16 protein-coding genes and 1 pseudogene are annotated in these 23939 nt (G+C 44.8%); 12 read left to right on the plus strand and 5 right to left on the minus strand.

Annotation, left to right across the window (positions count from 1 at the left end; genetic code table 11):
- Genes ACHUFW_RS01585 through ACHUFW_RS01605 form a run of 5 tightly spaced genes read left to right on the plus strand, consistent with a single transcriptional unit; the run spans position 1 to position 5081 of the window.
- Positions 1–1773, plus strand: a complete 1773-nt coding sequence (locus ACHUFW_RS01585; RefSeq protein ID WP_394200234.1) for an AMP-binding protein — start codon at positions 1–3, stop codon at positions 1771–1773.
- Positions 1770–2618, plus strand: a complete 849-nt coding sequence (locus ACHUFW_RS01590; RefSeq protein WP_394200235.1) for a hypothetical protein — start codon at positions 1770–1772, stop codon at positions 2616–2618. The genes ACHUFW_RS01585 and ACHUFW_RS01590 overlap by 4 nt, the downstream gene beginning before the upstream one ends.
- Entirely contained in the window at positions 2611–3693 is a 1083-nt protein-coding gene (locus tag ACHUFW_RS01595) for an MBOAT family O-acyltransferase (RefSeq protein WP_394200236.1), read from the plus strand. The genes ACHUFW_RS01590 and ACHUFW_RS01595 overlap by 8 nt, the downstream gene beginning before the upstream one ends.
- Positions 3694–3840: a hypothetical protein gene (locus tag ACHUFW_RS01600; protein WP_394200237.1), complete on the plus strand. Its 147-nt coding sequence runs from the start codon at positions 3694–3696 to the stop codon at positions 3838–3840.
- Positions 3837–5081 (plus strand): hypothetical protein, encoded by a 1245-nt coding sequence (locus ACHUFW_RS01605; RefSeq protein ID WP_394200238.1) that lies wholly within the window; start codon positions 3837–3839, stop codon positions 5079–5081. Before ACHUFW_RS01600 ends, ACHUFW_RS01605 begins: the two co-directional genes overlap by 4 nt.
- Positions 5082–5083: 2 nt before the next feature.
- On the opposite strand, the gene ACHUFW_RS01610 is transcribed toward ACHUFW_RS01605, so the two are convergent.
- Complete coding sequence (locus ACHUFW_RS01610; RefSeq protein ID WP_394200239.1) at positions 5084–6964, minus strand: methyl-accepting chemotaxis protein; 1881 nt, start codon at positions 6962–6964, stop codon at positions 5084–5086.
- 123 nt (positions 6965–7087) lie between these two features.
- Between ACHUFW_RS01610 and ACHUFW_RS01615 the strand changes: the two genes are divergently transcribed.
- The 7 genes from ACHUFW_RS01615 to ACHUFW_RS01645 all read left to right on the plus strand — a co-directional run bounded on the left by ACHUFW_RS01615 (position 7088) and on the right by ACHUFW_RS01645 (position 20671).
- A complete protein-coding gene (locus tag ACHUFW_RS01615) occupies positions 7088–8296 on the plus strand; it encodes a porin (protein WP_394200240.1) in 1209 nt (402 codons plus the stop codon).
- 287 nt (positions 8297–8583) lie between these two features.
- Complete coding sequence (malQ, locus tag ACHUFW_RS01620; protein ID WP_394200241.1) at positions 8584–10728, plus strand: 4-alpha-glucanotransferase; 2145 nt, start codon at positions 8584–8586, stop codon at positions 10726–10728.
- A gap of 25 nt (positions 10729–10753) precedes the next feature.
- Positions 10754–12988: a 1,4-alpha-glucan branching protein GlgB gene (gene glgB / locus ACHUFW_RS01625; RefSeq protein ID WP_394200242.1), complete on the plus strand. Its 2235-nt coding sequence runs from the start codon at positions 10754–10756 to the stop codon at positions 12986–12988.
- 1 nt (position 12989) lies between these two features.
- On the plus strand, positions 12990–15122 hold the full coding sequence (gene glgX, locus ACHUFW_RS01630; RefSeq protein WP_394200243.1) for a glycogen debranching protein GlgX: 2133 nt from the start codon (positions 12990–12992) through the stop codon (positions 15120–15122).
- Positions 15122–17659, plus strand: a complete 2538-nt coding sequence (locus tag ACHUFW_RS01635) for a glycogen/starch/alpha-glucan phosphorylase (RefSeq protein ID WP_394200244.1) — start codon at positions 15122–15124, stop codon at positions 17657–17659. Before glgX ends, ACHUFW_RS01635 begins: the two co-directional genes overlap by 1 nt.
- 75 nt (positions 17660–17734) lie before the next feature.
- Positions 17735–19003 carry a glucose-1-phosphate adenylyltransferase gene (glgC, locus tag ACHUFW_RS01640; protein ID WP_394200245.1) on the plus strand — a complete coding sequence of 423 codons (1269 nt, stop codon included), beginning with the start codon at positions 17735–17737 and terminating at the stop codon, positions 19001–19003.
- Between the two features lie 39 nt (positions 19004–19042).
- Positions 19043–20671: a glycogen synthase gene (locus ACHUFW_RS01645; protein ID WP_394200246.1), complete on the plus strand. Its 1629-nt coding sequence runs from the start codon at positions 19043–19045 to the stop codon at positions 20669–20671.
- Between the two features lie 112 nt (positions 20672–20783).
- Here ACHUFW_RS01645 and ACHUFW_RS01650 read toward each other — a convergent pair whose 3' ends face one another.
- The 4 genes and pseudogenes from ACHUFW_RS01650 to ACHUFW_RS01665 form a co-directional block, all read right to left on the minus strand.
- A complete protein-coding gene (locus ACHUFW_RS01650) occupies positions 20784–21944 on the minus strand; it encodes a lipase family protein (protein ID WP_394200247.1) in 1161 nt (386 codons plus the stop codon).
- A 12-nt stretch (positions 21945–21956) separates the two neighbouring features.
- The gene (locus ACHUFW_RS01655) at positions 21957–22484 is read right to left on the minus strand and encodes a DUF6795 domain-containing protein (RefSeq protein ID WP_394200248.1); all 528 of its coding nucleotides are present in this window, start codon (positions 22482–22484) and stop codon (positions 21957–21959) included.
- Positions 22485–22826: 342 nt separating this feature from the next.
- Positions 22827–23009 (minus strand): annotated as a pseudogene (locus ACHUFW_RS01660) (NYN domain-containing protein); the annotation flags it as partial.
- Positions 23010–23126: 117 nt separating this feature from the next.
- Positions 23127–23762: a hypothetical protein gene (locus tag ACHUFW_RS01665; protein ID WP_394200249.1), complete on the minus strand. Its 636-nt coding sequence runs from the start codon at positions 23760–23762 to the stop codon at positions 23127–23129.
- Positions 23763–23939 lie beyond the last annotated feature (177 nt).

The raw sequence follows: 23939 nt of genomic DNA on the forward strand, positions 1-23939 counted from the left end.
ATGACTACAAAGAGTTTGTCTAGGCTACTTTGGGATAGCTTGCAAAATCAAGCCAGTTCAAAACGCAAATTTGGCTATGTTGCTAATCAAGAACTGTCATATTCACAGCTTATTAAAACAATTAAAAAGCTCTCTAACTTTTTTGTACAGCATCAAATTAAGCGTATTGCTATCGCCAGTAATGACGAATGTTGTACCGCCGAAATTGTGTTGGCTGCGCTAATAAATGGGGTGCTGTTTACGGTTCTAGATAGTGATATTAAACAGCCTAGGTTTGACGGTATCATGCAGCGCTTCAAGCCGGATCACAGCTTTATAGATGAAGCCACAAATTTAACCGTCAATGGTGAAGTCACGCTCATTTCCAAAGCAACGTCGAGCTCGATTTTTTCAAACCTGTTTGGAAAGCCTCAGAATACCCAAAGTTATCCAGGCATCTTAAAACATTATTCAGACAACTTACCTAATCTTGATCATGGCAATAACCAGGCTTATGTCTTGTTTACTTCAGGTACAACATCCAAGCCCAAGGGCGTGATGATATCGGAAAGGGCATTGGCCAGTCACCTAGATACACTTAAGCTTGTTTATCAATACAATCAATTTAGTCATATACTCAATGCGTTACAGTTGTCCCATGCCGACGGCTTAGTTCAAGGGCCTATTTTGGCGGCTTATCTAGGTATCACCTGGTCTCACCTTGGTCAGTTTGATATCGCTAATGCTGACAGTATTTTTGACCATATCGTCGCTAAAGAGGTGACTCACTTCATCACGGTGCCAGTTGTACTGGCATTACTCAATAAATACGCAGCTACAGACGATGCGCTAAGTAGTGAAAAGTTTCATTGTGTAGTGTCTACCGGAGGAGCGTTATCGTCGCAACTATGGCAGAGCTTTGAGGGTAAATATCGGACGACAGTTAGTAATTTATATGGTTTGACCGAAACTTGTGTTGGCGGTGTTTTTACTGACGTCGGTGATTCTGAAAATTGCTACGGAAGGATAGGTCGCCCCGTTAATATGAAGTATGCGTTAGGCTCACCGTTTGAAAAACAAGAGCTTCAAGAAGGCGTGCTATGGTTGAGTGGTGACAATCTCATGGATGGTTATCTTGATGCCCCTGAAGAAACACGTGAGGTGCTAATAGATGGCTGGTTGAATACTGGAGATATCGCTAAACGACATCAAGATGGCAGCCTAACTATCATCGGCCGGCAAAAAGAACTGATCAATGCCGGTGGTTATGCAGTTTATCCTCAAGAAATTAATGAATCTTTATGTACTCATGCCGATGTAGACAATGCTTATACAACGTCGCGAATTGATGACCTGTATGGCGAATATATCGTCTCATTGGTTGCCACCAGGCTGAGCAGTAGTGAAGCAATTATTGCCCATGTTAGAAATGTGCTTGAAGCTCATAAAGTGCCACGAACTGTGTATTTGATAGACGCGCTTCCTATTGGGCCTTCAGGTAAAGTAATAAAAGCGGATGCTGAAGCTATTATTGATAGAATGCAGCCTCAGCAACAAAGCGTAGTTAGTAAAGATGAAGGGAAGCTTTTAGCCATTGCTGCAAGAATTTTTAATTTGCAACAAACTGAGCTCTCTATCGCCTCAAACAGCCAAAATACACCTGGCTGGGATTCTCTTGGACATTTGATGTTAGTAACAGAAGCTGAAGAACAGTTTGATGTGCAGCTATCGCCAATAGAGATTATGCAAGCAACATCGTTAGAGCAACTACTGGCTTTGATAACTAACAAATGAAGTCTTATTCCCTGGTGGTGGTTTGGTTTACTGTATTGTTGCTAGTGCTACTGGGACTATATTTCAGTTGGCAATCGGCATTTACGCTAAGCGAACGTAAAGCTTCTTTGATAAGCAAGTGGGTGACAGATGCAAAACCACTACAAAGTCAAAACTTGCGACAGGCTGAGTTTAACGTTGTAATTATTGGTACTAGTTTAACCCAGGCTGGATTTGATACTGGTCAAGCAATTAATAATCAAAATGTTGCTGTTTCAAAGGTAACGGTTGGCGCAGCCGCAGCAACAGAGCTTGAGGCAGTACTTATTCATGTTCTGCGTCAGCAACCAGACTTGATTTTGATAGAGATTAACCCTTGGACTCTGAGCTTTGGGGCTGGTCATCACTTCTCGTTACACCGCTTATGGATGGCTTCCATTGTGCAACAAGGCTGGGGTGGTGTACCTCAAAGGTATCATCAAAGTGGGCCAAGTTCTCGTAGTGATGTCTACCGATTGCCCAATTCTACCAGCATGCAAAAATTTGTTGGGTTCCAGCCAATCTATCGCCCTTTTTCAGCGCTTACAATACAAGCGCTCATTAATCGAAACACTCAAATCGCGGTTAAATTCTTTTATCCTGGTATGGCATTAGAGGTGGCATCAACCAAAAGCAAGGCGTGGCATGAGGCGTTGGATAAAATGCATCAAAAAATTAGTCTGCAAACCGGTGTGGACTTAGTACCTGCAATTGATAATCTTAACTATCAGAACTACACGGATTTAGTCCATGTTAATCGTCAAGGAGCTAAGGCCTATATGGCATGGCTTGAAGCGGTGATAAACGAGTACCGTGACGATGACTGAGCAAATTATCTACCTAAATGCCGGTATTTTCATTTCTGTATGGCTAAGCTTAATGCTCAAGTCAAGCTGGCAAATGAATGGGTTTCTTTTTAGCACCTTGCTGCTATTGGTTTTTATCTCACAAACGACTGCTGCAGCATTGTTGGCGTTCAGTAGTTTGACATATGCCTGCAGCTATCTTTTTGTTCGATCACATAGAAAGATGGCGATATTTGTTGGCGTGAGCCTGTGTGTTTTGATCTTTGTAGCGGCGAAAATACTTCATGCACAGGCAGCGCAAGTTGTGTTTATTGGTGTTATATATGTTGTGTGTCGTCAGATACACTTTTTAGTCGATACCATGAAAAGCAACACATTACCTTGTGGTTTTCTACCTTACCTTCGTTATCAGTGTTTTCTGCCGTGTCTTATTGCTGGCCCTATTCACCGTGTGGATGATTTTGAACGACAGTTACGTCGTAGGAAAGTGTCTATACAAGCAGTATCAAATGGTTTAGAGCGGGTTGTGTGGGGGCATTTTAAGGTGATTGTGATTGCCGCTGCGTTGATCAATTATATCGAATTACAATGTATGCCATTTATCCAGCACGCTATGCTCACAACGATGGTTTCAAGTTTGTTTGATTGGATCAAATTGTACATAGTATTCAGTGGCTTTTCGGATATAGCGATTGGTTTTTCCCTCATGTTAGGGATCACAATTAAAGAGAATTTTAACTTTCCCTTTATTAGTCAAAATATTAATGAATTTTGGCAACGGTGGCATATTAGTCTATCCCAGTGGTGTAAAAGTTATGTCTTTACACCAGCCTTAGCCATCAGTCGTTCGGTATTTATTGCATCCGTTTTGTCCATGGTAGTCATCGGATTATGGCATGAATTCTCTTTGCGGTATGTGCTCTGGGGGATTTATCACGCCACCGGCTTAATTGTTTATCAATGGTATAGTCGGCAAGCTTGGCGGCCTCGCTTACCTAAGAGCGTGGCAGTGATACTGACATTACTGTTTGTTGTTTCTAGTTATCCAATCACTTTATATATCAACCAACAACTGATGTTTTTGCTAGGAAGCTAAATGAGTAAAATATATCAAAGTCTGCAGAAGAAAATTCCGTCTTGGTTAGCAGGGGGGGTAACCGTAGTCATTTTGGTGTTGGCGATTTTACTGATTTACGCCTACTCAATATTAAACGCGGAAGGGATAGGGTATATCAACATATGATGAGTATTTTCTCCTGCCCACTTTGTGGAAGTGAACTTAAGCAAACTACTAAGGTTTTGGAGTGCCCGCGAGGTCATCAATATCCTCATATTAGTGGGCAGTTTTATTTTTTACCATTATTTCAGAATGATAGTTGGTCTTTTGAGCAAATCGATGGGTTGCAAGATAAATTGAATAATAGTCAATTCTTACAGTATATGCAGCTCAAAAAACGTAGAGGTATTATTGAACCTTACGCCGCGTTTCAGCCATTCAATGAATCATTTCAAGCGTTGTTAAATTGTATTGATGTACTAAAAAATCATTTAAAACCCGGTGATGTAATTTTGGATACTTGGTGTCGAACTGGTTGGAGTGGTGATTTTTTAGCGAACTTATTTCCTGAGCAGTCTGTAATATCAATATGGGAAGGAGATAATTCTGTATTGGGTTATAAAGGTTATCAAGCGTTGTTTACTCCTGAAACTCGAGCGGCTAATCATACCATTATTTTTCATGATCCTAATAAGCGCTTACCACTGAAAGATCACACCATAGCGTTTTGTTTTGCTTACGACAGTTTGCATCGTTACCAAGGAATTATTGATGAAGTTTATCGTGTCACCAAACGAGATGGCATCATCAATTTCGCCCATGTGCATCTTGCCAATTCGGAGCCTGAACCGTTTTTTGAACGAGGTGGCATATATCGTTTAGGTCTTGAATATCAGCAGTTACTTGAGTCTCATCAGTATAATTATGGCAGAAAGGTTAATGTACTAAGTGAGCTGGATGTTTATTCAACAAGCCAATATACAGAGATGAGAACCAGTCCACAGACTGAGCATTACAATGGATATATTTGGGTTGCCCCGCGAGAGTATAGTTATTTGACATCCTCATATATCGATATTAAGCCGAGTAATTATGTATTTTTTAACCCGTTGATGATGGTAAGTTCTTCGGGACGGTTAAGTATTAATCGTGACAGTGACAATAATCGTCATATTTTAACACGTCACCCTTTTTTAAATCAGGCTTATGAGGCTATATCAGCGATTTCTGAGTCCATCATTGCTAATTTGCCCCCTTTAAACCAGTTTACGACTATTAAGCAATTACAACAGGCACAGTTGACTGATGGTCAAATTGAGTTGTTGATCAAGCAAAAAGTGTTGTTTGCAGCATCGCTGTCAAGTGCAATGCTAGAGGCTCAAGCAATGCATATGAATGCCGAAAATGTCACGTTAACATCGACTTAATCTCAAACGGTAAACTTGTTTAACAGCTGCTGCTGTTGGTTAATTTGCTCGACGAGTTCACGGTTGCTGCTGAGCTGGCTTTCTGAAAACTCACCCACGCTGGTACTGATATCGTTGATATTGTTGGTATTGAGGTTAATCTCTTCAGCAACGACGCTCTGTTGCTCAATGGCGGCAGCAATTTGGATATTGCGGTCCATTATGTCTTTGACTGACTCAGAGATCTCTTGCAATGCGGTACTGGCGGTATAAGCGTGGTCGACACAGGTTTGGGCTTTCTCTTTACTGTCTTGCATCGCTTGCTGTACCTGTGCTGATGCTGATTGAATTTGCTCGATTGTACTTTTGATTTCAGTGGTGGACTCCTGGGTTCTTGAGGCTAAGGTCCTGACCTCATCGGCAACAACTGCAAATCCACGCCCTTGCTCGCCCGCACGAGCCGCCTCAATTGCTGCGTTGAGTGCGAGTAGATTGGTTTGTTCAGCAATACCATTGATCACCGATAGCACTTGCTCGATATTGGTGCTGTATTGCGCAAGTTGGTCGCTGACCCCTTGTGACACAGTAATGGTGTCCGACAGTTGATTAATGTAGTCCGAGGTTTCAGTGAAGGTGATTTGGCTTTGGTCGGTGCGATCATTGACCGCGGTAATTGAACTGGCGGCTTCTTGAGCACTACTGGCAATATCCGCTGATGTGGCCGTCATTTCATTCATTGCGGTCGCCAACCCTTCGATTAGCGCTTTTTGTTCAATAAGCTGCTCGCCAGATTGGGTGGCTAAGTCGGTTGAGTCACTACTGTGCCTCACTACAGAAACGGCTTTGTGCTTAATGTCGATAACTAAGGTTTGCATTGATTCAAGAAACTGGTTGAAGTTTTTGGCGACAGCGCCACATTCATCTTGGTTTTTAATGGTTAACCTTTGGGTGAGATCCCCCTCTCCAGAAGCAATATTCTCGATCGCTTTTTCCAAGTCATTTAATGGCATAAGCAAATGTTTGGCTAGCTGTTTAAGCAGAAAGAAACAGATAACAATACTGAAAAATGCAAAGATACCCGTGCGCCAAGTTAAATCCGTTAACGCTTGATAGACTTTGTCTTTTTCTAATAACACCGCTAAATGCCAGTCGATACCATTGGTTTTAGGTAGCGGGTAAAAGTACAGCAGTTTGTCTACGCCTTGATGTTCGATATTGATGATTTGCTGACTTGTTGATGGTGAGTGCTGATAAACTGAGCTGGTGTTCTTGCCGTTAAAGTCGGCTTGAGGATGGGTAATAATGTTGCCCTGTTGATCGGCGATAAATGCGATACCTGTGCCGTCAAAGTTAATGGTGTTGACCGTTTTAGCGATGGTATCAAGGCTTAGGTCGCCGCCAATAACTCCTTGAAATCCATTTTGGGTCTCAATTTTACTGACAATAGATAGCAGCACTTCTTTTGTTGCTGCATCTTGATAGGGGGCTGTGAAAACCGAGCTACTATTGGAGCGAGCTAATGCATACCAAGGCTTTTCTCTAAAATCCACACCGGCTGGATTTTGTCGATTAGGGTTGTTTGAACGCAGTCCCGTTTCGGTTTTTAAGGTGCCAAATACCAATAAAAAGTCATCTTTAGCCGCAGGTAAATTTAACGTGTCTTGAAATGATTGTGCTGAGAAATCCTGCTCAACCACACTCTTTAGCAGGTCTATCTGCCGGCTTCGATTAGCTAGCCAATTACCTATGCTGGTCGTTAATAAAGAAGCGTTATCCTGAATGTAGGCCTGTGTTTTCTCTTCCAAGGTGGTTTTTATAGCCAAATCGGTTGATATCGCCAGTACAGATACCACCAGGAAAATAACGATGCCTGAGGCGACTGAGAATTTGGTTCTTATTTTCATGGCGGCATTCCTAATTTGTGCAAATCAACTGCTGCTATGCAAGGCCCTGATAGCGTTCTCTCCTGCTTATGGTACAAAAGTATAGTCTATACTTTTGTCATTGCTCGCCAGTTTTGGAATGAAATGATGCGTAATTTAACTAAGATACTGCTGATGTTGGTTGCTAGCTTTATACTTTGTTTCAATGTGTTGGCAGAAGACGCTCAGCTAACAATCGAAATGCTAAAACAGCAAATAGACAAGTTGCAGCAACAGGTTTTAGCGTTAGAGCAAGCGCAAAAAGCACAAATGGCCCAACAAGCAGAAGCCAAGCAAGCGCAACTTACTGAGTATTCTCGTCAGCCTGCTCAATCAGCAGTAGCTCCCGTTCCCGCAACGAATAATAGTGAAGCAACTTCGTCACAACCGCAAATAGCCAATACAGTTAAAGTTTACGCTACCATGCGGCCGACTTATGGGTATATTGATGAGCAAGGCGAGCAATTTTGGGATGTAAGGGATGCGCTCTCCCACGCGGGTATCAAGGCCACCAACGATTTTATGCCAGGCTGGCAGGCCATTCTTCATGGTGAATGGGGCATCGATTTATCAAATAATGGTGATTTTGGTAATGCCCGCCGTGCCTACGCCGGCGTTGATAGTCCTTTTGGTCGAGTCGCCGTTGGTAAACAGCGACCTCCACAATATTTACTCATTGCCGAGTATGTCGATATTTTCAATCACAGTAATAGCCCTTTTTCTTACGATCCAGAAGGGTTGTTTTTCGTTAACAATATGGTGACCTATCGTCTAGATATTGCCGGCTTAAGTTGGTTAGCCGCTGGTCAATTTGATGGTGATAGCGGCAACAATAATGCTGATATGGTCAATGTCGGGGTCGGCTACGATATCGGTGCATTTCATGCCGCAGTCACCTATCTGCAGCAAGATAGCACCGAAGATGGACTCAGTATTGGTGAAGATATCGTATGGGCGGCTGCGTTAGCCCATGAGTTTGATATTGGGCTATATTTAGCAGCGGCCTATCAAGATAAAACCTATCAACGTGATGCCCAGCCGCAAGATAGGCAGGGGCATACTATAGATTTCTCCGCAGCCTATCAGCTCACGCCAATATTTAAGTTAAAGGCTGGCTACTTTGAGTTTGATGATGGTTACCATGCTGGATTAAGCCAAAACTTTACCGGTTATAACACCACCTTTGAATGGTTGCCCGATGACAATTTACGCTTTCACTTAGAATATTTGGTGCGAGATTACGATTACCTCGACGATTTTAATTCATGGTCTGTCGGTTTTAGGTATGATTTTGCCAAAGATTGGCAGTTTTAACCGTTCTGCGCTTCGCAACGCTTTTATGTGCAATGCTTGGTTAGCGCGCACCGTTGCGGAGCGATTGCCTTAATATTGTGCATACCTCTTATTGGGTATTGCTCTGCTGAGCGAATTGTTACCCTATGCTTGTTTGTTCTCTGTTTTTAGTTATTACTCTAAATTGTTGTAAATAAAGCAATAACTCCTGTCACGCTTTTGCAATCAAACTGTCTTTAAGCTGTTATGTCTGCTTGGCATGCTTAGTGCAATTTTACCATGGTGTGCTAAGGAATAGGGCGAATTCAATGGGGCTTGATAAGCTGCTTTACTTGCGAGGAGTCGGTGCTGAGTTCGTTGATTGTAGCGGTCAGTTAACCTCAATAAGTTGCCAAGATCGGCAAGCTATGCTGCAGGCTATGTTGAACGTTGAGGTGATTGATGATGCTTTGATAGCCGCGCAAATAGATCAACTGGATGTCCAACCATGGCGTGACATGTTACCCGTGTTCCAACACTGTTACGTTGACCAATTATCTCTGGAGTTTCACCTTGCAGACAATGAAACTCGCCATATTACGCTTGAATTTGAATCACGCCAAACTCTGCAAAACCTCAAGATCGACATTGACCACAGTTTGTTGCAACAAGTCGGTGACTACTATACCGAAACTCAGCGCTTTGTTCGTTATCGCTACCCTTTACCTCAACGGGTGGGATATTTGTGCCGAGACAATATTGGGTACCTTGTTTGCCACCTAGCGTTAGCAGGGGAGGAGATGGCCCAAGGTGAGTTACTGATCGCGCCAAACAGCACTTATCAATTGACGGCAAACTTAGCCAAACCCAACGTGCAGCGCAAACCTTGGGGCGTGAGCGTACATGTTCCTAGTTTACGCAGTGATACGCAGTGGGGAGTGGGGGATCTGGCCGACTTACAGGCTATTGTGAATGTGGTTGCTAGCCAAGGTGGCGACTTTGTTATTCTCAACCCTTTACATGCTTTGTCACTGGCGAGCAGCAACAAACTGAGTCCCTACAGTCCCATCGATAGGCGGTTTATTCATCCACTGTATATCAGTATTGAACATACGCCAGAGTATAAACACCACAAGGCAAAGCTTGCACTGCGCGTGCTCGAGCCAAAAAGGCAGCAAATCAACGCGTCTACGCAGCTAGATGGTGAGCAGGTGACGAGCTTGAAACTTGCGGCCTTATATCAACTCTATTTGGTGTTTGTTAGCCACGAGCTTAATACCAATAGTGAACGGGCCCTCGCATTTAAAGCATTTGTCGACCAAGGTGAGTCGGCGCTTGCGGCCTACCTTGAACATCAATCCACTGCTGTTCCACACCTTTTAGGTGATGAACATAGCGACAATGACAGCCGTCAGTTTTTAGCTTATTTACAATTTGAGGCGAGCCAGCAACTGATAAAAACTCAGCAACTAGCGACAGCCCAAGGAATGAGCATTGGACTGGTGGGGGATTTAGCCGTTGGCACTTTGGCCGATGGCACTGAAGTCAGCGAGCAACCTCAACAATTTTGCGTTAATGCAAGTATCGGTGCCCCAGCAGATAGCTTTGCTGTTGATGGCCAAAATTGGGGCCTAACACCCTTAGACCCCTGTACATTGAAGCAGACTGGTTTTGCGCATTTCAGGCAGCTTCTACGCGCTAATATGGGTTACTTCGGCGCGCTTAGAATTGATCACATTATGAGTTTGTTTAGGTTGTGGTGGTGGGTTAATGAGTCCACAGAACAACCAGCCCCCGGCGCCTATATTTATTACGATGTTGACAATTTATTCGCGATTTTGGCCTATGAAAGTCATCAAGCAAAATGCGTGGTTATTGGTGAAGATCTTGGTTTAGTGCCGGAGGAAGTCAGACAAAAACTCGCTCAGTTTGATATTTACTCCAATGCGCTATTTTATTTTAGCTATCAACAACAGCATCTTGCTCCTCCCACAGCGCATCCACCACGCAGTCTAATGATGCTCGCAAATCATGATGTTGCTCCGTTTGCCGCGTGGTGGGAAGAGCAAGATTTGCAACAAAAGCTAAGCCTTGGCTTGCTTAATGAGTCACAGTTTCAGCAAGCCAAGACCCAGCGCGCTATAGATAAAAGCCATTTATTAGGGCGCTGGCAAGAGTTGGGCTTGCTAGCAAATAGCGATAATTATGCGGCCATTTTACGTGCTTGGTTAACCGATAACGCCCAAAGCAGTGCAGCTTTGCTTAGTGTGCAGTTATGTGACTTATTGGCTGAAAAGGTCTGCATAAATATCCCGGGTACAGACACCCAATACCCAAACTGGCGTCAGCGCTACCCTAAAACTATCACCGAGATTGCTAATTGCCGCCAAGTCCATGGCTTGTTGCAAACCATCGCCAATGGGCGGGGGCTGAGCCCCATGTCAGCGCAAATGACCATCAATCAGTCAGCATGAATTTAACTATTTGGGAGAACCCGTTATGACACAAAATGCCCCCCACTTTAATGATGGTGCTGATACTGCTTTGCTCCAAGGTGAATATATCGATGTTTTTTCACTGCTGGGGATGCATCAGGTTGTCGTGCCGCAAAAAGGTAAGCCTGATAGCAAACGTCTACTTGTGCGTTGTTTCTTGCGAGGCGCGACAGCCGTTGAGGTGATAGCGCTTAAAGATAAACGTAAAGTGGCGACGTTGAACAAGGAAAGTGATGAAGGCCTGTTTGCAGGTTTTATCCCGAGGAGGGTAAACCGGTTTGCTTATGCACTGCGCGTGACCTATCAACACTGTATTGAGGACATTGTCGACCCTTATCAGTTCCCGTCATTACTGAGTGAGCAAGATGTGTATTTGTTTGCTGAAGGTAAGTTACGTCACGCCTATCAGTTTCTCGGTGCCAATCGTAGGGTGGTTGATGGGATTGAAGGGGTATGGTTTTGCGTGTGGGCGCCTAACGCAAAACGGGTTTCTCTGGTGGGGGATTTTAACTATTGGGATGGCGCCCGTCATGTGATGCGTCAGCATCTGGCTAATGGTATTTGGGAGATCTTTATTCCCGATGTTGCCGCGAGTAGTTTGTACAAATTTGAAGTGATTGGCATGGACGGCAATCGGCAACTAAAAGCCGATCCGTTTGCTAAAGCGATGGACCCGGCGCCAAGCAATGCCTCTAAAGTGGTGCCAGCTTATGAGCATGATTGGCAAGATAGCAACTGGATGCAACAGCGCAATCAACAGCAATGGCATCAGCAACCCGTGGCAATTTACGAAGTGCATTTAGGCTCGTGGCGTCGACAAGGCGACGATGGCCAGCAATATTTAGATTACAGTGCGCTTATTGACACATTGCTGCCTTATGTCAAGCAACTGGGCTTCACCCATTTACAACTTATGCCCATTAGTGAATACCCTTTTGATGGTTCTTGGGGGTATCAACCCGTGGGAATGTTTGCGCCCAGTCAGCGATTTGGTCAACCACAGGGGCTAAAAGCCTTTATTGATGCGGCTCATCAGTTAGGCATAGCCGTGATTTTAGATTGGGTAGCAGCGCATTTTCCTAAAGACCCCCATGGCTTGCAGCGATTTGATGGCAGTTGTTTATATGAACATGACGACCCCAAGCAAGGCGAGCATCCAGATTGGGATACTTTAATCTACAACTATGGCCGCGGCGAGGTACAAAGCTATTTACTCAGTAATGCCTGCTATTACCTCGAAGAGTTTCATTTTGATGGTCTTCGTTTGGACGCGGTATCGTCAATGCTCTACCTCGATTACAGCCGAGAAGCTGGCCAATGGCGACCCAATGAGCTTGGCGGACGAGAAAACCTACAAGCCATTAGTTTGCTTAAGCGATTAAATACTGAGCTATACCAAGCCTATCCTGGCATTATGATGATTGCTGAAGAGTCCACGGCTTGGCCCGGCGTGACACAAAGTGTAGACAATGATGGCTTAGGCTTTGGCTTTAAATGGAACATGGGATGGATGAACGATACCCTGCGCTACATTCAGCGTGATCCCCTCTATCGAAACCATCATCATAGTGAGATGACTTTCAGCTTAATGTACTGTTTTAGCGAGCAGTTTATCCTGTCGCTGAGCCATGATGAAGTGGTGCATGGCAAAGGTTCATTGCTACATAAAATCCCTGGTGATGACTGGCAAAAATTCGCCACCCTACGGGCCTACTATGGCTTTATGTGGGGACATCCAGGTAAAAAGCTGCTGTTTATGGGCAATGAGTTTGCTCAGCGTGATGAATGGAATCACCAACAAAGTCTCGACTGGCACCTCTTAGACTATGCACCTCACCAAGGGGTTCAAAGATGGGTCACCGATCTCAACCAGTTATACCAATCCGCAGATGCTTTGTTTGCTAAAGACCATGTGGCTGAATCATTCCAGTGGCTAGATTGTGACAATGCCACCAGCAGCGTGTTTTGTTTTATTCGTGCTAGTGACTCGCAGCAACTTATTTTTGTGGTCAACATGACGCCACAAGTGCACCACGGCTATCGCATAGGGCTACCAAGTGGTGATAGCTATGCTGAGCTTCTCAATAGTGATAGCGAAATCTACGGTGGAAGTAACGTGGGCAACCAAGGGCTGATTGTTGCTGAGATGCAAGCATATCAAGGCATGGACTACAGTGCGCAAATTACTGTGCCTCCACTAGCTTGCCTAGTGATTGGTCAACCGCTTAAGGCCAATTAACATGCAGATCACCCGAGGCCAACCTTATCCATTGGGCGCGACAGTTGATGATACTGGGGTTAACTTTGCGTTGTTTTCTGCCCATGCCAGTGCGGTTTATCTGTGCTTGTATGATGCCAGTGGCCGCAATGAGATTGCCCAAGTAGCCTTACCGAGGCAAAGCGACCATATTTGGCACGGTCACATTGAGGGGCTATCGACACAGTATACTTATGGCTATCGGGTCGATGGGCCTTATCAGCCGCAATTAGGGCACCGATTTAACCGCCATAAACTGCTGCTCGATCCCTATGCTAAGTTGCTACAAGGTGAGTTTACCGATCATATTAGCCATTATGGTTATCAGCAGGAGCACGAGCAGCAGGACTTGAGTTTTTGCACGCTCGACAGTGGCGACTATATGCCAAAGTGCAAGATTGTTGATTGTCGTGATCTGCCGCCAATTGCGGCCGTTGCTAAAGCTTATGATCAAAGTCAGCCGTCACTGTCGCTGCGGCGCAGTATTATCTATGAATTACATGTCAAAGGTTTCACCCAACGTTTCCCAGACCTTCCGCAAACTGAGCGCGGGCGGTTTTGTGGATTGGCCAATGCCGAGGTTATTGACTACATCAAGGCATTGGGGGTAACCGCTGTTGAGTTGTTGCCTGTACAGCAATTTGCCAGCGAACCCTTTTTACAGCACAAGCAATTAAGCAATTACTGGGGCTATAACAGTATTGGTTTTTTCGCTCCTCATCAGGCTTATCTGCAGCAAGCTGATATCAATGAGTTTCGCCAGATGGTCAGCGCGCTACATAAAGCGGGTATCGAAGTGATATTAGATGTGGTCTATAACCACACCGCTGAAGGAGACTGTCTCGGGCCCACTTACAGTTTTCGGGGAATCGATAACCTCAGTTATTACCGGTTGCACCCGCAACAGCCCCGTTACTACATCAATGATACCGGCTGCGGTAATAGTGTTGATTTAAGTAATCCCCATGTACTGCGTTTAGTGATGGATTCGCTGCGTTACTGGGTTGAGGTGATGGGCGTTGATGGGTTCCGCTTTGATTTGGCGGCCACCTTAGGCAGAGAACCTCAGGGGTTCAACGCTAATTCGAGCTTCTTTGATGCCATTAAGCAAGATCCTGTATTGAGCCGAGTGCGCTTGATTGCTGAGCCTTGGGATATCGGTCCAGGCGGCTATCAGCTGGGGCAATTCCCCATGGGGTGGAGTGAGTGGAATGACCGATATCGCGACACGGTAAGACGCTTTTGGCGAGGTGATTTGGGCATGTTACCTGAGTTTGCGAGGCGTTTTCATGGCTCAGGCGATCTGTTTGAGCATGCAGGGCGTAAACCCAGTGCCAGTATCAACTTCATCAGTAGCCATGATGGGTTTACATTAGCTGATTTGGTCAGTTATCAGCAACGGCATAATCAAGCCAATGGCGAGCAAAATCGCGATGGCAATCAGGAAAACTTTAGTGAAAATTATGGTGTTGAAGGCCCAAGTTTTGATTTACAAATCCAAGCACTAAGAACTCGCCAATCGCGCAATATGCTGACCACATTATTGCTGTCGCAAGGGGTGCCGATGTTGCTCGCTGGAGACGAGCTAGGTCACAGCCAGCAAGGCAATAATAATGCCTATTGCCAAGATAATCCTATCACTTGGTTATCTTGGCAGCATGATATCCATAGTGACGAGCAATTGGCATTTACCCGCCGATTGATTCAACTTCGCCAGCGCTTTCCCATCTTGTGTAATCGAGATTATATCCATCAGTCATGTACCAATGGTGCGCCAGCATTGGACTGGTTTTGTCGTCAAGGCGACCCCATGACTAAAGCCCTTTGGAGCGAAGCCCATACCCGCACATTAAGTGTCGTAATCAGCGGCGAGCTTGAAGCACAAAGCGGCTGTAAACAGGCCTTGTTATTGATGCTCAATGCCGATGAGACGCCACTGAACTTTAGCTTACCTTCGATTACCGGGATCAGTCATTGGGATTGCTTAATTCATACCCAAGATTTTGTGGGTCAAGGTGAGGGTAGTTTTGCTGGTGGTATCGGTAAGCAGCAACAGTTTTTATTGCAAGACAAAAGCTTAATGGTGTTCTACGCCCAATTTGAAGGAGCAAGCTAATGAGCGAATCCCAGGCTAGTAAAGCTAAACGCAAACCTAACAGCACCACTAAGGCTAAATCGGCCGCGAAAACTAACGGCACATCTAAGGCCAAAGCCGTGCCCAAAAAGGCGGCTACAACGTCTAGGCAGCAACAGCTAGCGGACAGTTTGTCACGACAAATTATGCATGGCTTGAATGGCGACCAGCATGATAACCAGGAACTGTTTAATGCGCTGGCACAGAGTGTTAAAGAGCTGATGTTAGATGACTGGCGTCAAACTCGACTCAAAGATGGCCGTTATCAGCGTAAGCAAGTTGCTTATCTGTCGTTGGAGTTTTTAATGGGCCGCGCTTTAGGCAATGCCTTGTTAAATTTGGATTTAGATACCGATGTGCGCCAAGCCTTGTTGCCCTATTCACAGCTGTTAGAGACCATTGCAGAGCAAGAGCACGATGCAGGTCTAGGTAATGGCGGCTTAGGCCGACTAGCGGCATGCTTTCTTGATAGTTGTGCCAGTATGGATTTGGCTGTTGTGGGCTATGGCATTCGCTATGAATACGGCATGTTCAGTCAAAAGATCCAAGATGGCTATCAAATAGAGTGTCCTGACAGGTGGCTCAGAGATGGTAATCCATGGGAAGTGCGAGTACCGAATCACAATGTAACGGTGCCGTTTTTTGGTCATACCGAGTCCTATGTTGATCATCAAGGTCGCCGTCATATGACCTGGGTTGATACTCAAGATGTGTTAGCGGTTGCCTATGATATGCCAGTCCCTGGTTACCGCAATAAACGCATTAATACCCTGAGGCTTTGGAAGGCAGAGGCGACCGATGATTTTGATTTAGCGGAGTTTAACCAAGGTGATTACGCCGAAGCCGTTGCGCGTAAAAACTTGGCAGAGCAGATCACTATGGTGCTTTACCCCAATGATGCCAGCGTCAACGGCAAAGAATTGCGTTTAAGGCAGCAGTATTTTTTATCTTCTGCAAGTCTACAAGACCTGCTAAAACAATATGTTGCAGTTCATGGTGATGACTTCAGCCAGTTTGCTGATTTGCACGCTATTCAGTTAAACGACACCCATCCAAGCATCGCTATTCCAGAGTTAATGCGTCTGTTGATTGATATTTATGCTTTGGAGTGGGATGAAGCATGGCAAATCACAAGCCAAACCATGGCTTACACCAATCACACTCTGTTGCCAGAAGCGTTAGAGCGATGGCCTGTGCGTTTGTTTGAGCACATGCTGCCGCGCTTGCTAGAGATCATTTATGAGATTAATGCGCGCTACTTGGATTTAGTGGCTCACGAATGGCCGGGGCAAGGCGACAAGTTGGCACAAATGTCGATTATTGAAGAGGGAGATGATCCCCATATTCGCATGGCTTATCTAGCCATTGTCGCCAGTTTCTCAGTCAATGGTGTGGCGGCTTTGCATACCCAGCTGTTGACCTCGGGCCTTTTTAAAGACTTCTATCGTCTTTGGCCAGAGAAATTTAACAATCGTACCAATGGCGTGACGCCACGCCGCTGGTTAGCCCATGCCAACCCAAGACTGAGCCAGTTACTTAGCAAGCGCTTGGGGGAGGCTTGGATCACTGACTTGACTCATTTAAGCAGTCTGAGCGCCTATACCGATGATGACAAACTGATTAGCGATTGGCAGCGGGTTAAATTACAAAACAAAACGGAATTGGCGTTGATGATTAAGCAGCAATGTCAGGTCGATTTTGATGCCAATATGCTGTTTGATGTGCAGGTCAAACGGATCCATGAATATAAGCGTCAGCTGCTGAATATTTTGCATGTGATCCACCTTTATCAGCAGATTTTAGCAGGCAACACTGAAGATTTAGTCCCGCGCTGTGTGTTGATAGGAGGTAAGGCTGCGCCTGGCTATGCCATGGCGAAAAAGCTGATTAAGCTGGCAAATAATGTTGCCCACATGGTCAACTCCGACCCGCAAGTACGCCCCTACTTACGCTTTGCCTTTTTACCCAATTATAACGTCAGCGCCATGGAAAAAATATGCAGTGCCACTGATGTGTCAGAGCAGATCTCAACAGCAGGAAAGGAGGCGTCTGGCACGGGCAACATGAAATTCATGATGAATGGCGCATTGACCATTGGCACCTTAGATGGCGCCAATGTCGAAATGCTCGAAGAAGTGGGTGCTGACAACTTCTTTCTATTTGGTTTAGATGCCCAGCAAGTTGAACAGCAAAAACGCGATTATTGTCCGCAAGCGTTTATTGACCAATCTCCGGCATTGGCTGCGGTGATCGAGTTGATCCGCAGTGGTCATTTTAATCTGTTAGAGCCTGGCGAGTTTGATGATGTGTTAGCTGGCATGTTATCGCCAACGGATCCTTGGATGACCGCAGCGGATTTTGAAGACTACCGCTTAACTCAAATTAAAGTCGCTAGCGCCTATCGCGATTCCCATAGCTGGACACAAATGAGCATTCGAAACACCGCAGCGAGTGGACGTTTCTCTAGTGATAACACCATTGCTGGCTACCGAGATGAGATTTGGGGGGTAACACCATGAAGCTGCTACACATTTTAGATATGAGTCGCTTATCAGATGGATTTAATGATTTTTTGACGCAAGGAGCGCGCCGTTATGCATAACCCAAGCCCACGTTATATCAGTAACTTAACCCGAGAAACCTACGCATTGATTTTGGCTGGTGGTCGTGGCTCTCGCCTGCATGAACTGACCGATTGGCGCGCTAAACCCTCGCTGTATTTCGGTGGTAAATTTCGCATTATTGATTTTCCGTTGTCCAACTGCGTTAACTCGGGGATCCGGCGTATTGGGGTCGTGACCCAGTATAAGTCGCACTCACTGATCCGCCATGTGATGCGCGGTTGGGGGCACTTTAAGAAGGAGTTAGGTGAGTCGGTTGAAATATTGCCTGCATCACAACGTTATTCCGACAACTGGTATCAAGGGACTGCCGATGCAGTGTTTCAAAATATCGATATTATCCGCAACGAGCTACCTAAGTATGTGATGATTTTATCTGGCGACCATGTTTATCGAATGGACTACGCAGGTTTACTGGCCGCTCATGCGGAATCGGGCGCCGATATGACCGTGTCATGCCAACAAGTACCAGTGGCTGAAGCAGCAGGGGCCTTTGGGGTAGTAGAAGTGGATGACAAAAATAAGATTCTTGGTTTTGAAGAGAAACCTGAGTTGCCTAAACACCTGCCCCATGATCCAGAGCGTTGTTTAGCGTCGATGGGCAATTATGTGTTTAACACCGATTTCTTGTTCGAGCAGCTTAAACGTGATGCGCAAAATGAAGGTTCAGATCGGGATTTTGGTAAAGATATCATTCCGTCGATTATTGAAGACCATCAAGTTTATGCTCATCCGTTTTGCAGTGGCTTTACAGACGATGAGTCCTATTGGCGCGATGTGGGCACCTTGGACTCATTTTGGCAGGCAAATATGGAGTTACTCAGTCCAACGCCGGCGCTGAATTTGTATGATGCCAAATGGCCGATTTGGACATTCCAAGAACAGCTTCCCCCTGCAAAATTTGTATTTGACGATGATGACCGCCGCGGCATGGCGCTTGACTCGATTGTCAGTGGTGGCTGCATTATATCTGGCGCGACGGTAAGGCGCTCGGTGCTGTTTAATGAAGTGCGGGTGTGCAGTTACTCCACTTTGGAAGATGCGGTGGTACTGCCTGATGTGGTGATCCAGCGTCATTGCAAGATCAAAAATGCCATTTTAGATCGTGGCTGCATTATTCCTGAGGGCACTGTGATTGGTTATGACCACCGTCATGATCGCGCCCGTGGCTTTAGGGTGTCTGAAAAAGGTATCACCTTAGTGACCCGTGACATGTTAGGGCTACCTGTGGGTTACGAATAAAGAAAGCTTGTTGTTAAACCAGAATAAATTGAATAGATAATGAAAAGAGTATTGATGTTGGCGGCGGAAAATGCCGCCTTAGCTGGGGCAAAAGTCGGTGGTATGGCAGATGTGATTGGCGATCTGCCAGCTGCGCTTTGCAATGAGCATGTGGTGGTTGATGTGATGATGCCAAGTTATGGTTTTTTAGTATCACAGCTAAATGCCCGCTTTATTGCTGATGTTTCAGTGCCGTTTCGTGGTCAAAACTGGTGGGTTAAACTTTATATTGCGCCTCACCCGCAAGTGACTGGTAGCGCGATCTATTTGCTAGACCACCCCAGCTTTGATGCACGAGGAGCAATCTATACTAGCAATAACGATGGTCGCCCCTTTGCCGATGATGCCGATAAGTTTGCCTTGATGGCAGCCGCTGCAGCGGAAATGATTTGCCAAGCTATGGTCGATAAACCGGAAGTGTTGCATCTGCATGACTGGCATTGTGGGGTGTTGGCCATACTGCGGGCCTATGATGCGCGATATCAGCAGCTGAAAGCTATCCATAGCGTTTACAGCGTGCATAATTTATCGATTCAAGGCCAGCGGCCTTTGTCCAATGAACACTCATCGTTACAGGCTTGGTTTCCGAAGCTATATCAACAGCTCACCGCTGAGCAGTTGGCTGTCATTAATGACCCGCATCATCCCCAATGTGTTAACCCTATGCGAGCAGCGATTAATCTAACCGATGCGATTCATTTTGTGTCTCCCAGTTATGCTGAGGAGGTACTGCGACCAAGCGATGCTGCCATTGGACAATTTGGCGGCGAGGGCTTAGAGCGAGATATTGCTCGCCGAGCCGAAGCTGGTCAGGTACACGGTATACTTAATGGCTGTTTTTATGACGACGCTAAAGTCGATAGTGCCAAGCTGACAGCAGCAACAAGCAGTGAGGCGTTGCTGCAGGTGTTAGATGCTACTGAGCTATGTGTGCTAACCAATATGGGTAAAAGCCAATGGGTTGCCAGCCAAGATCAAATTGCTTTGCAGCGAATAAACCATCTGCGCCGAATTGCGCAGCTGCATCAAGGTGATGAGTCTGTGCCAATTAGCATGCTGACTTCTGTTGGGCGGCTGACCAATCAAAAAGTCGCGCTGTTGCTCGCACTGATGCCAGATGGTCGCTATGCCATTGAACATCTGTTGCAAGCAGCTCAAGCGGCAGAGCCACAGCAACGTGAGGTGGTGCTTATTGTGCTTGGCAGTGGTGATGCTGATATTGAGCGGCAACTGCGACTGATAGCAGGCCGATGTCCGCAGTTATTGTTTATCAACGGCTTTGATTTACCTTTGTCTCAGCTGTTATATCAACATGGCGACCTGTTTGTGATGCCCAGTTCGTTCGAGCCCTGTGGTATCAGTCAAATGTTAGCGATGAAAGCGGGGCAGCCTTGCATTGTTCATGGCGTGGGCGGCTTAAAAGATACCGTCAGCCATCAACGAGATGGCTGGGTATTTAACGGTGAAACCATCGATGTGCAGATACAAGCCATGTTAGCCACAGTGTCAGAAGCCGTAGCGTTAACTTCGCAACCGCAATTTCAATCGATGCGTCAACATGCTGTGGCTAAGCGTTTTACTTGGCAAAAGGTGGCTAAAGCTTATTGTGAAAAGCTGTACGGGTTTTGATCGATTGATAGTGAACATACTTCAATACAATGATATGTGACTATTGTGTCGATTGCTTTGAAAGAGATATTTGATTGCGATGGTAAAATATCTCTTTCACAGGTGGTGTGTATTATGATGCTTTTAATGCAAGGTTAGCCATTTTAGTTAAAGTGCTCAGCATTAGGCTTAATGTATTGCGAACGAATCTGTAAGACAGCTCTATTGCCTTAAATGGCGCTCCGCAGAATGCCAAAATGTGTCCGAGAATCCCCTTAACGTCGGCGGCATGACTCGTCGATATATCAATGCTATCGGCGAGTACCCGCGCAATTTTATCGTACACAGTGAGGGTGTTAGATATATCAGCTTGAATAGCATGTAGCTTACCTGATTGGTGCAGGTGCGTGATGATGGCTTCACCGATAATTCGTGCCCATCGGGTCGTTGGCGTGGCTTGCAAACGTTTGTCGTAATCAAGTTTTACCTGTTTATTTAACCGACTCTCTTTACCTTTATTGATGGCTTTATAGTTGCTGAAACCTGATGCTGTATGCAAATAGCCAGGAGTAAATGCGGTCATGCTGTGGGCTTTGGCTGTAATACTAGGGGCTCCATGTAAAATATATTCATTCTCGGTATGAACAAATGGCCACACTGGCACCAGAGGTACCGGATCTCCTGCGTGAATACAGCGATAGATTTCATTGTTGGTTGATGTGACAGTTTTTAAGGCAAAGCTGGGGTAGCCAACACGTGGTGCGCCAAAGGTATAGAGTTTAACCTTAGCTTTAAAGCGGTTTTTGAGCCAGTTTGCAGCAAGATTCGCAAGCGCGCCGCCAAGACTGTGACCAACAATATGAACTTTTAGTCCGCTAGTAGTTTGTTTTGCATTTTGCAAAAAATAGTACTCAAGCTGCTGTTTTATGGAGTTAAAAGTATGGTTGAAGCCAGCGTGTACAGGTTGGCCATTGCTACAGGTGCTGACGCCACAATGCAAGTCAGTAACCACATCTCGTTTTCTATCGGTGCCCCGAAATGCAATGACAAAATCACCTTTAAATGGACCCGTTTTGCCTTTGGCGATACAACCGAATGTCGTTTTATGTTTAAAAAGCCGTTCTAAAATGCTACCGCTAACACCTGATATAGCATTGCTTTCGAAAGAAAAGCCAGATTTTAGCTCGGTGTAGTAATCAGTTAGCTGTAAGTTATTTATGTTATTTGCCTCGTAAGCTATTGACGCAAAATTTGCAGCAATTGCTGGTGTAAGTGTTCGCATTCCATTGCTCATATTAACTCCCTCTTATTCCTCTAAAGCACCTTTGGCCATTTTTGAAAACTCTGCCTCAGGGTCGATAATATAAAAGTCATCTTCCCAACGACAAATACTCAAAGATTTAAATGGGCTGGTGTGCTCTTTGTTATTAAACCCAAAGTAAACTTCATCGTCTTTAATATCTCCATGGAGAGATTGAAGCTTTATAGCAAACTCTTTTATGGGCTTTATTCCGCTATTTCGGCTAGCCCATAATAGATACTGGTTGTTGTTATGGTGCGCAAATATTCTTTGTGAGGTAAATTGCTCAGCGATTAATAAAGCAGGCTGGCTTGAACGTAGGCTCATTTCTGGCATAGTAAAATTGCCATCGCTATCGGTATAACACTCATCTTCGGTGTATTTACCATCCGAGTAATACAGACCCCTAGCGATCCTGATATTGGCTAAAGGTTGGCCATTATTAACTAATCGACCTTTGACCTGTGGACACAAGTGCACTTTGTGAGTGCCGATATGATTACTGAGTTTTCTAAATATGTCTTTTAAAGCCATAATCTAGCCTTCGAGATTTCGTTAGCAGGTTTTCTTTGGTGGGAAAATCCATCGTAATGCTAACATCCATGTTTAAGCTTATTCTAAACTTAAACTTCGTAAAATCAATAAATGATTAACATTTAAATTCAACCGCTTATCCATAAGTATGCTCTTGCGCTAAACCTATGCTAATTGGTTGCAGCTGATGATATAGGAGCTATATAGTCGGTGCTTTTTAGCTTAGATGAGCGTATTCGGCTATTAGTTTGGTTTTGCTTTTTTCGGGAGATACTCGCTTTAATCAAACAGGATATTATGGCGTGATAGCTAATTTTGAGTTTTGGTGCTAGCCACATTCCCTTACTGCAACAAACTTTGCTCTATTTCATGAAATTTTGTGGCGGCATCCATTAAGGCTTTAGCGGTGAGTTGTGGTACGCCGTACACTTGGGTTTCGATGCCATATTTGTGGGCGATATGGCCAAGCAATAGTGCAAAATCGCCGTCTCCAGACAGTAAAATGATGCTGTCTACTTGGTTGGCGTAAATGACAACCTCCTACTATGCTAGATTTGCGCATACAACAAAGCAAGGAGGTTGCATTAACTAAACGGCAATTAAACAGAACCTGTTACCCCACAATTACACTCCGCACTTCTGTTATTCTTTCTTGTATTTTTCAGTTAATTCTACTGCCAGTGAACGTTCTGTTCGTGTATAAAGTGTTTCTGATAGATAGCTTCCATCCTTCTGACTGAGTTCTGAGAGTTTAGCCGATATACTCTCTATTTCTGTTTGTACGTCACCAGTACTGGCCTCTAGTGTTGCTAGTGTTGCTAGTGTTGCTAGTGTTGTTGCTTCTAGTGCTTCTAGTGCTTCTAGTGCTTCTAGTTCTCCCGGTGCTTCTAGTGTTCCCGGTGCTTCTAGTGTTCCCGGTGTTTTTAGTCCTGGTTCTGGTTTATATTTTTGGAGTACTTGAGCATTTGGCTTATCTAGATTGGTATGTTCTAAGGCAAGTGTATACATTTCTTTATCTTTTAACATTATAAAGCCTTTGTGTACTTGACTATTTAGATTGGTATGTTTTAAGGCAAGTGTATACATTTCTTTATCTTTTAACATCATAAAGCCTTTGTGTACTTGATTATTTAGATTTTTAATATTTATAGGTATATCAGATGATCTCTTCACTTTTAATACAGAAGCTGAGAAGTCCTCTGTAACTGTTTTAGGAGTAGTTGTAGTAGTTGTAGTAGTTGTAGTAGTTGTAGTAGTTGTAGCTACATTATTAAGCATAAGTACTCTTCCTTAATCGTGTTTTGTGAAAAGTGAAAAGTGAAAAGTGAAAAATCAATGAAAATAACGAGTAAACGTAAATTGCTCGTTCTCTACCAAATAAATCAACTATTGCTCGTTCTCTACCAAATAAATCAACTGGTGTGATCAAGTTATAAACGGTTACCGATTTTCAGT

It is taken from the genome of Shewanella waksmanii (assembly GCF_043643685.1).
GTDB classification, from domain to species: domain Bacteria; phylum Pseudomonadota; class Gammaproteobacteria; order Enterobacterales; family Shewanellaceae; genus Shewanella; species Shewanella waksmanii_A.

What these genes read in the sequence shown, in the direction of transcription:
- ACHUFW_RS01595 (WP_394200236.1), top strand. Translation starts at nt 2,611, where the DNA reads ATGACTGAGCAAATTATCTACCTAAATGCCGGTATTTTCATTTCTGTA.
- ACHUFW_RS01585 (WP_394200234.1), top strand. Translation starts at nt 1, where the DNA reads ATGACTACAAAGAGTTTGTCTAGGCTACTTTGGGATAGCTTGCAAAAT.
- glgB (WP_394200242.1), top strand. Translation starts at nt 10,754, where the DNA reads ATGACACAAAATGCCCCCCACTTTAATGATGGTGCTGATACTGCTTTG.
- malQ (WP_394200241.1), top strand. Translation starts at nt 8,584, where the DNA reads ATGGGGCTTGATAAGCTGCTTTACTTGCGAGGAGTCGGTGCTGAGTTC.
- ACHUFW_RS01615 (WP_394200240.1), top strand. Translation starts at nt 7,088, where the DNA reads ATGATGCGTAATTTAACTAAGATACTGCTGATGTTGGTTGCTAGCTTT.
- ACHUFW_RS01635 (WP_394200244.1), top strand. Translation starts at nt 15,122, where the DNA reads ATGAGCGAATCCCAGGCTAGTAAAGCTAAACGCAAACCTAACAGCACC.
- ACHUFW_RS01655 (WP_394200248.1), bottom strand. Translation starts at nt 22,484, where the DNA reads ATGGCTTTAAAAGACATATTTAGAAAACTCAGTAATCATATCGGCACT.
- ACHUFW_RS01610 (WP_394200239.1), bottom strand. Translation starts at nt 6,964, where the DNA reads ATGAAAATAAGAACCAAATTCTCAGTCGCCTCAGGCATCGTTATTTTC.
- ACHUFW_RS01665 (WP_394200249.1), bottom strand. Translation starts at nt 23,762, where the DNA reads ATGCTTAATAATGTAGCTACAACTACTACAACTACTACAACTACTACA.
- ACHUFW_RS01645 (WP_394200246.1), top strand. Translation starts at nt 19,043, where the DNA reads ATGAAAAGAGTATTGATGTTGGCGGCGGAAAATGCCGCCTTAGCTGGG.
- ACHUFW_RS01590 (WP_394200235.1), top strand. Translation starts at nt 1,770, where the DNA reads ATGAAGTCTTATTCCCTGGTGGTGGTTTGGTTTACTGTATTGTTGCTA.
- glgX (WP_394200243.1), top strand. Translation starts at nt 12,990, where the DNA reads ATGCAGATCACCCGAGGCCAACCTTATCCATTGGGCGCGACAGTTGAT.
- glgC (WP_394200245.1), top strand. Translation starts at nt 17,735, where the DNA reads ATGCATAACCCAAGCCCACGTTATATCAGTAACTTAACCCGAGAAACC.
- ACHUFW_RS01650 (WP_394200247.1), bottom strand. Translation starts at nt 21,944, where the DNA reads ATGAGCAATGGAATGCGAACACTTACACCAGCAATTGCTGCAAATTTT.
- ACHUFW_RS01600 (WP_394200237.1), top strand. Translation starts at nt 3,694, where the DNA reads ATGAGTAAAATATATCAAAGTCTGCAGAAGAAAATTCCGTCTTGGTTA.
- ACHUFW_RS01605 (WP_394200238.1), top strand. Translation starts at nt 3,837, where the DNA reads ATGATGAGTATTTTCTCCTGCCCACTTTGTGGAAGTGAACTTAAGCAA.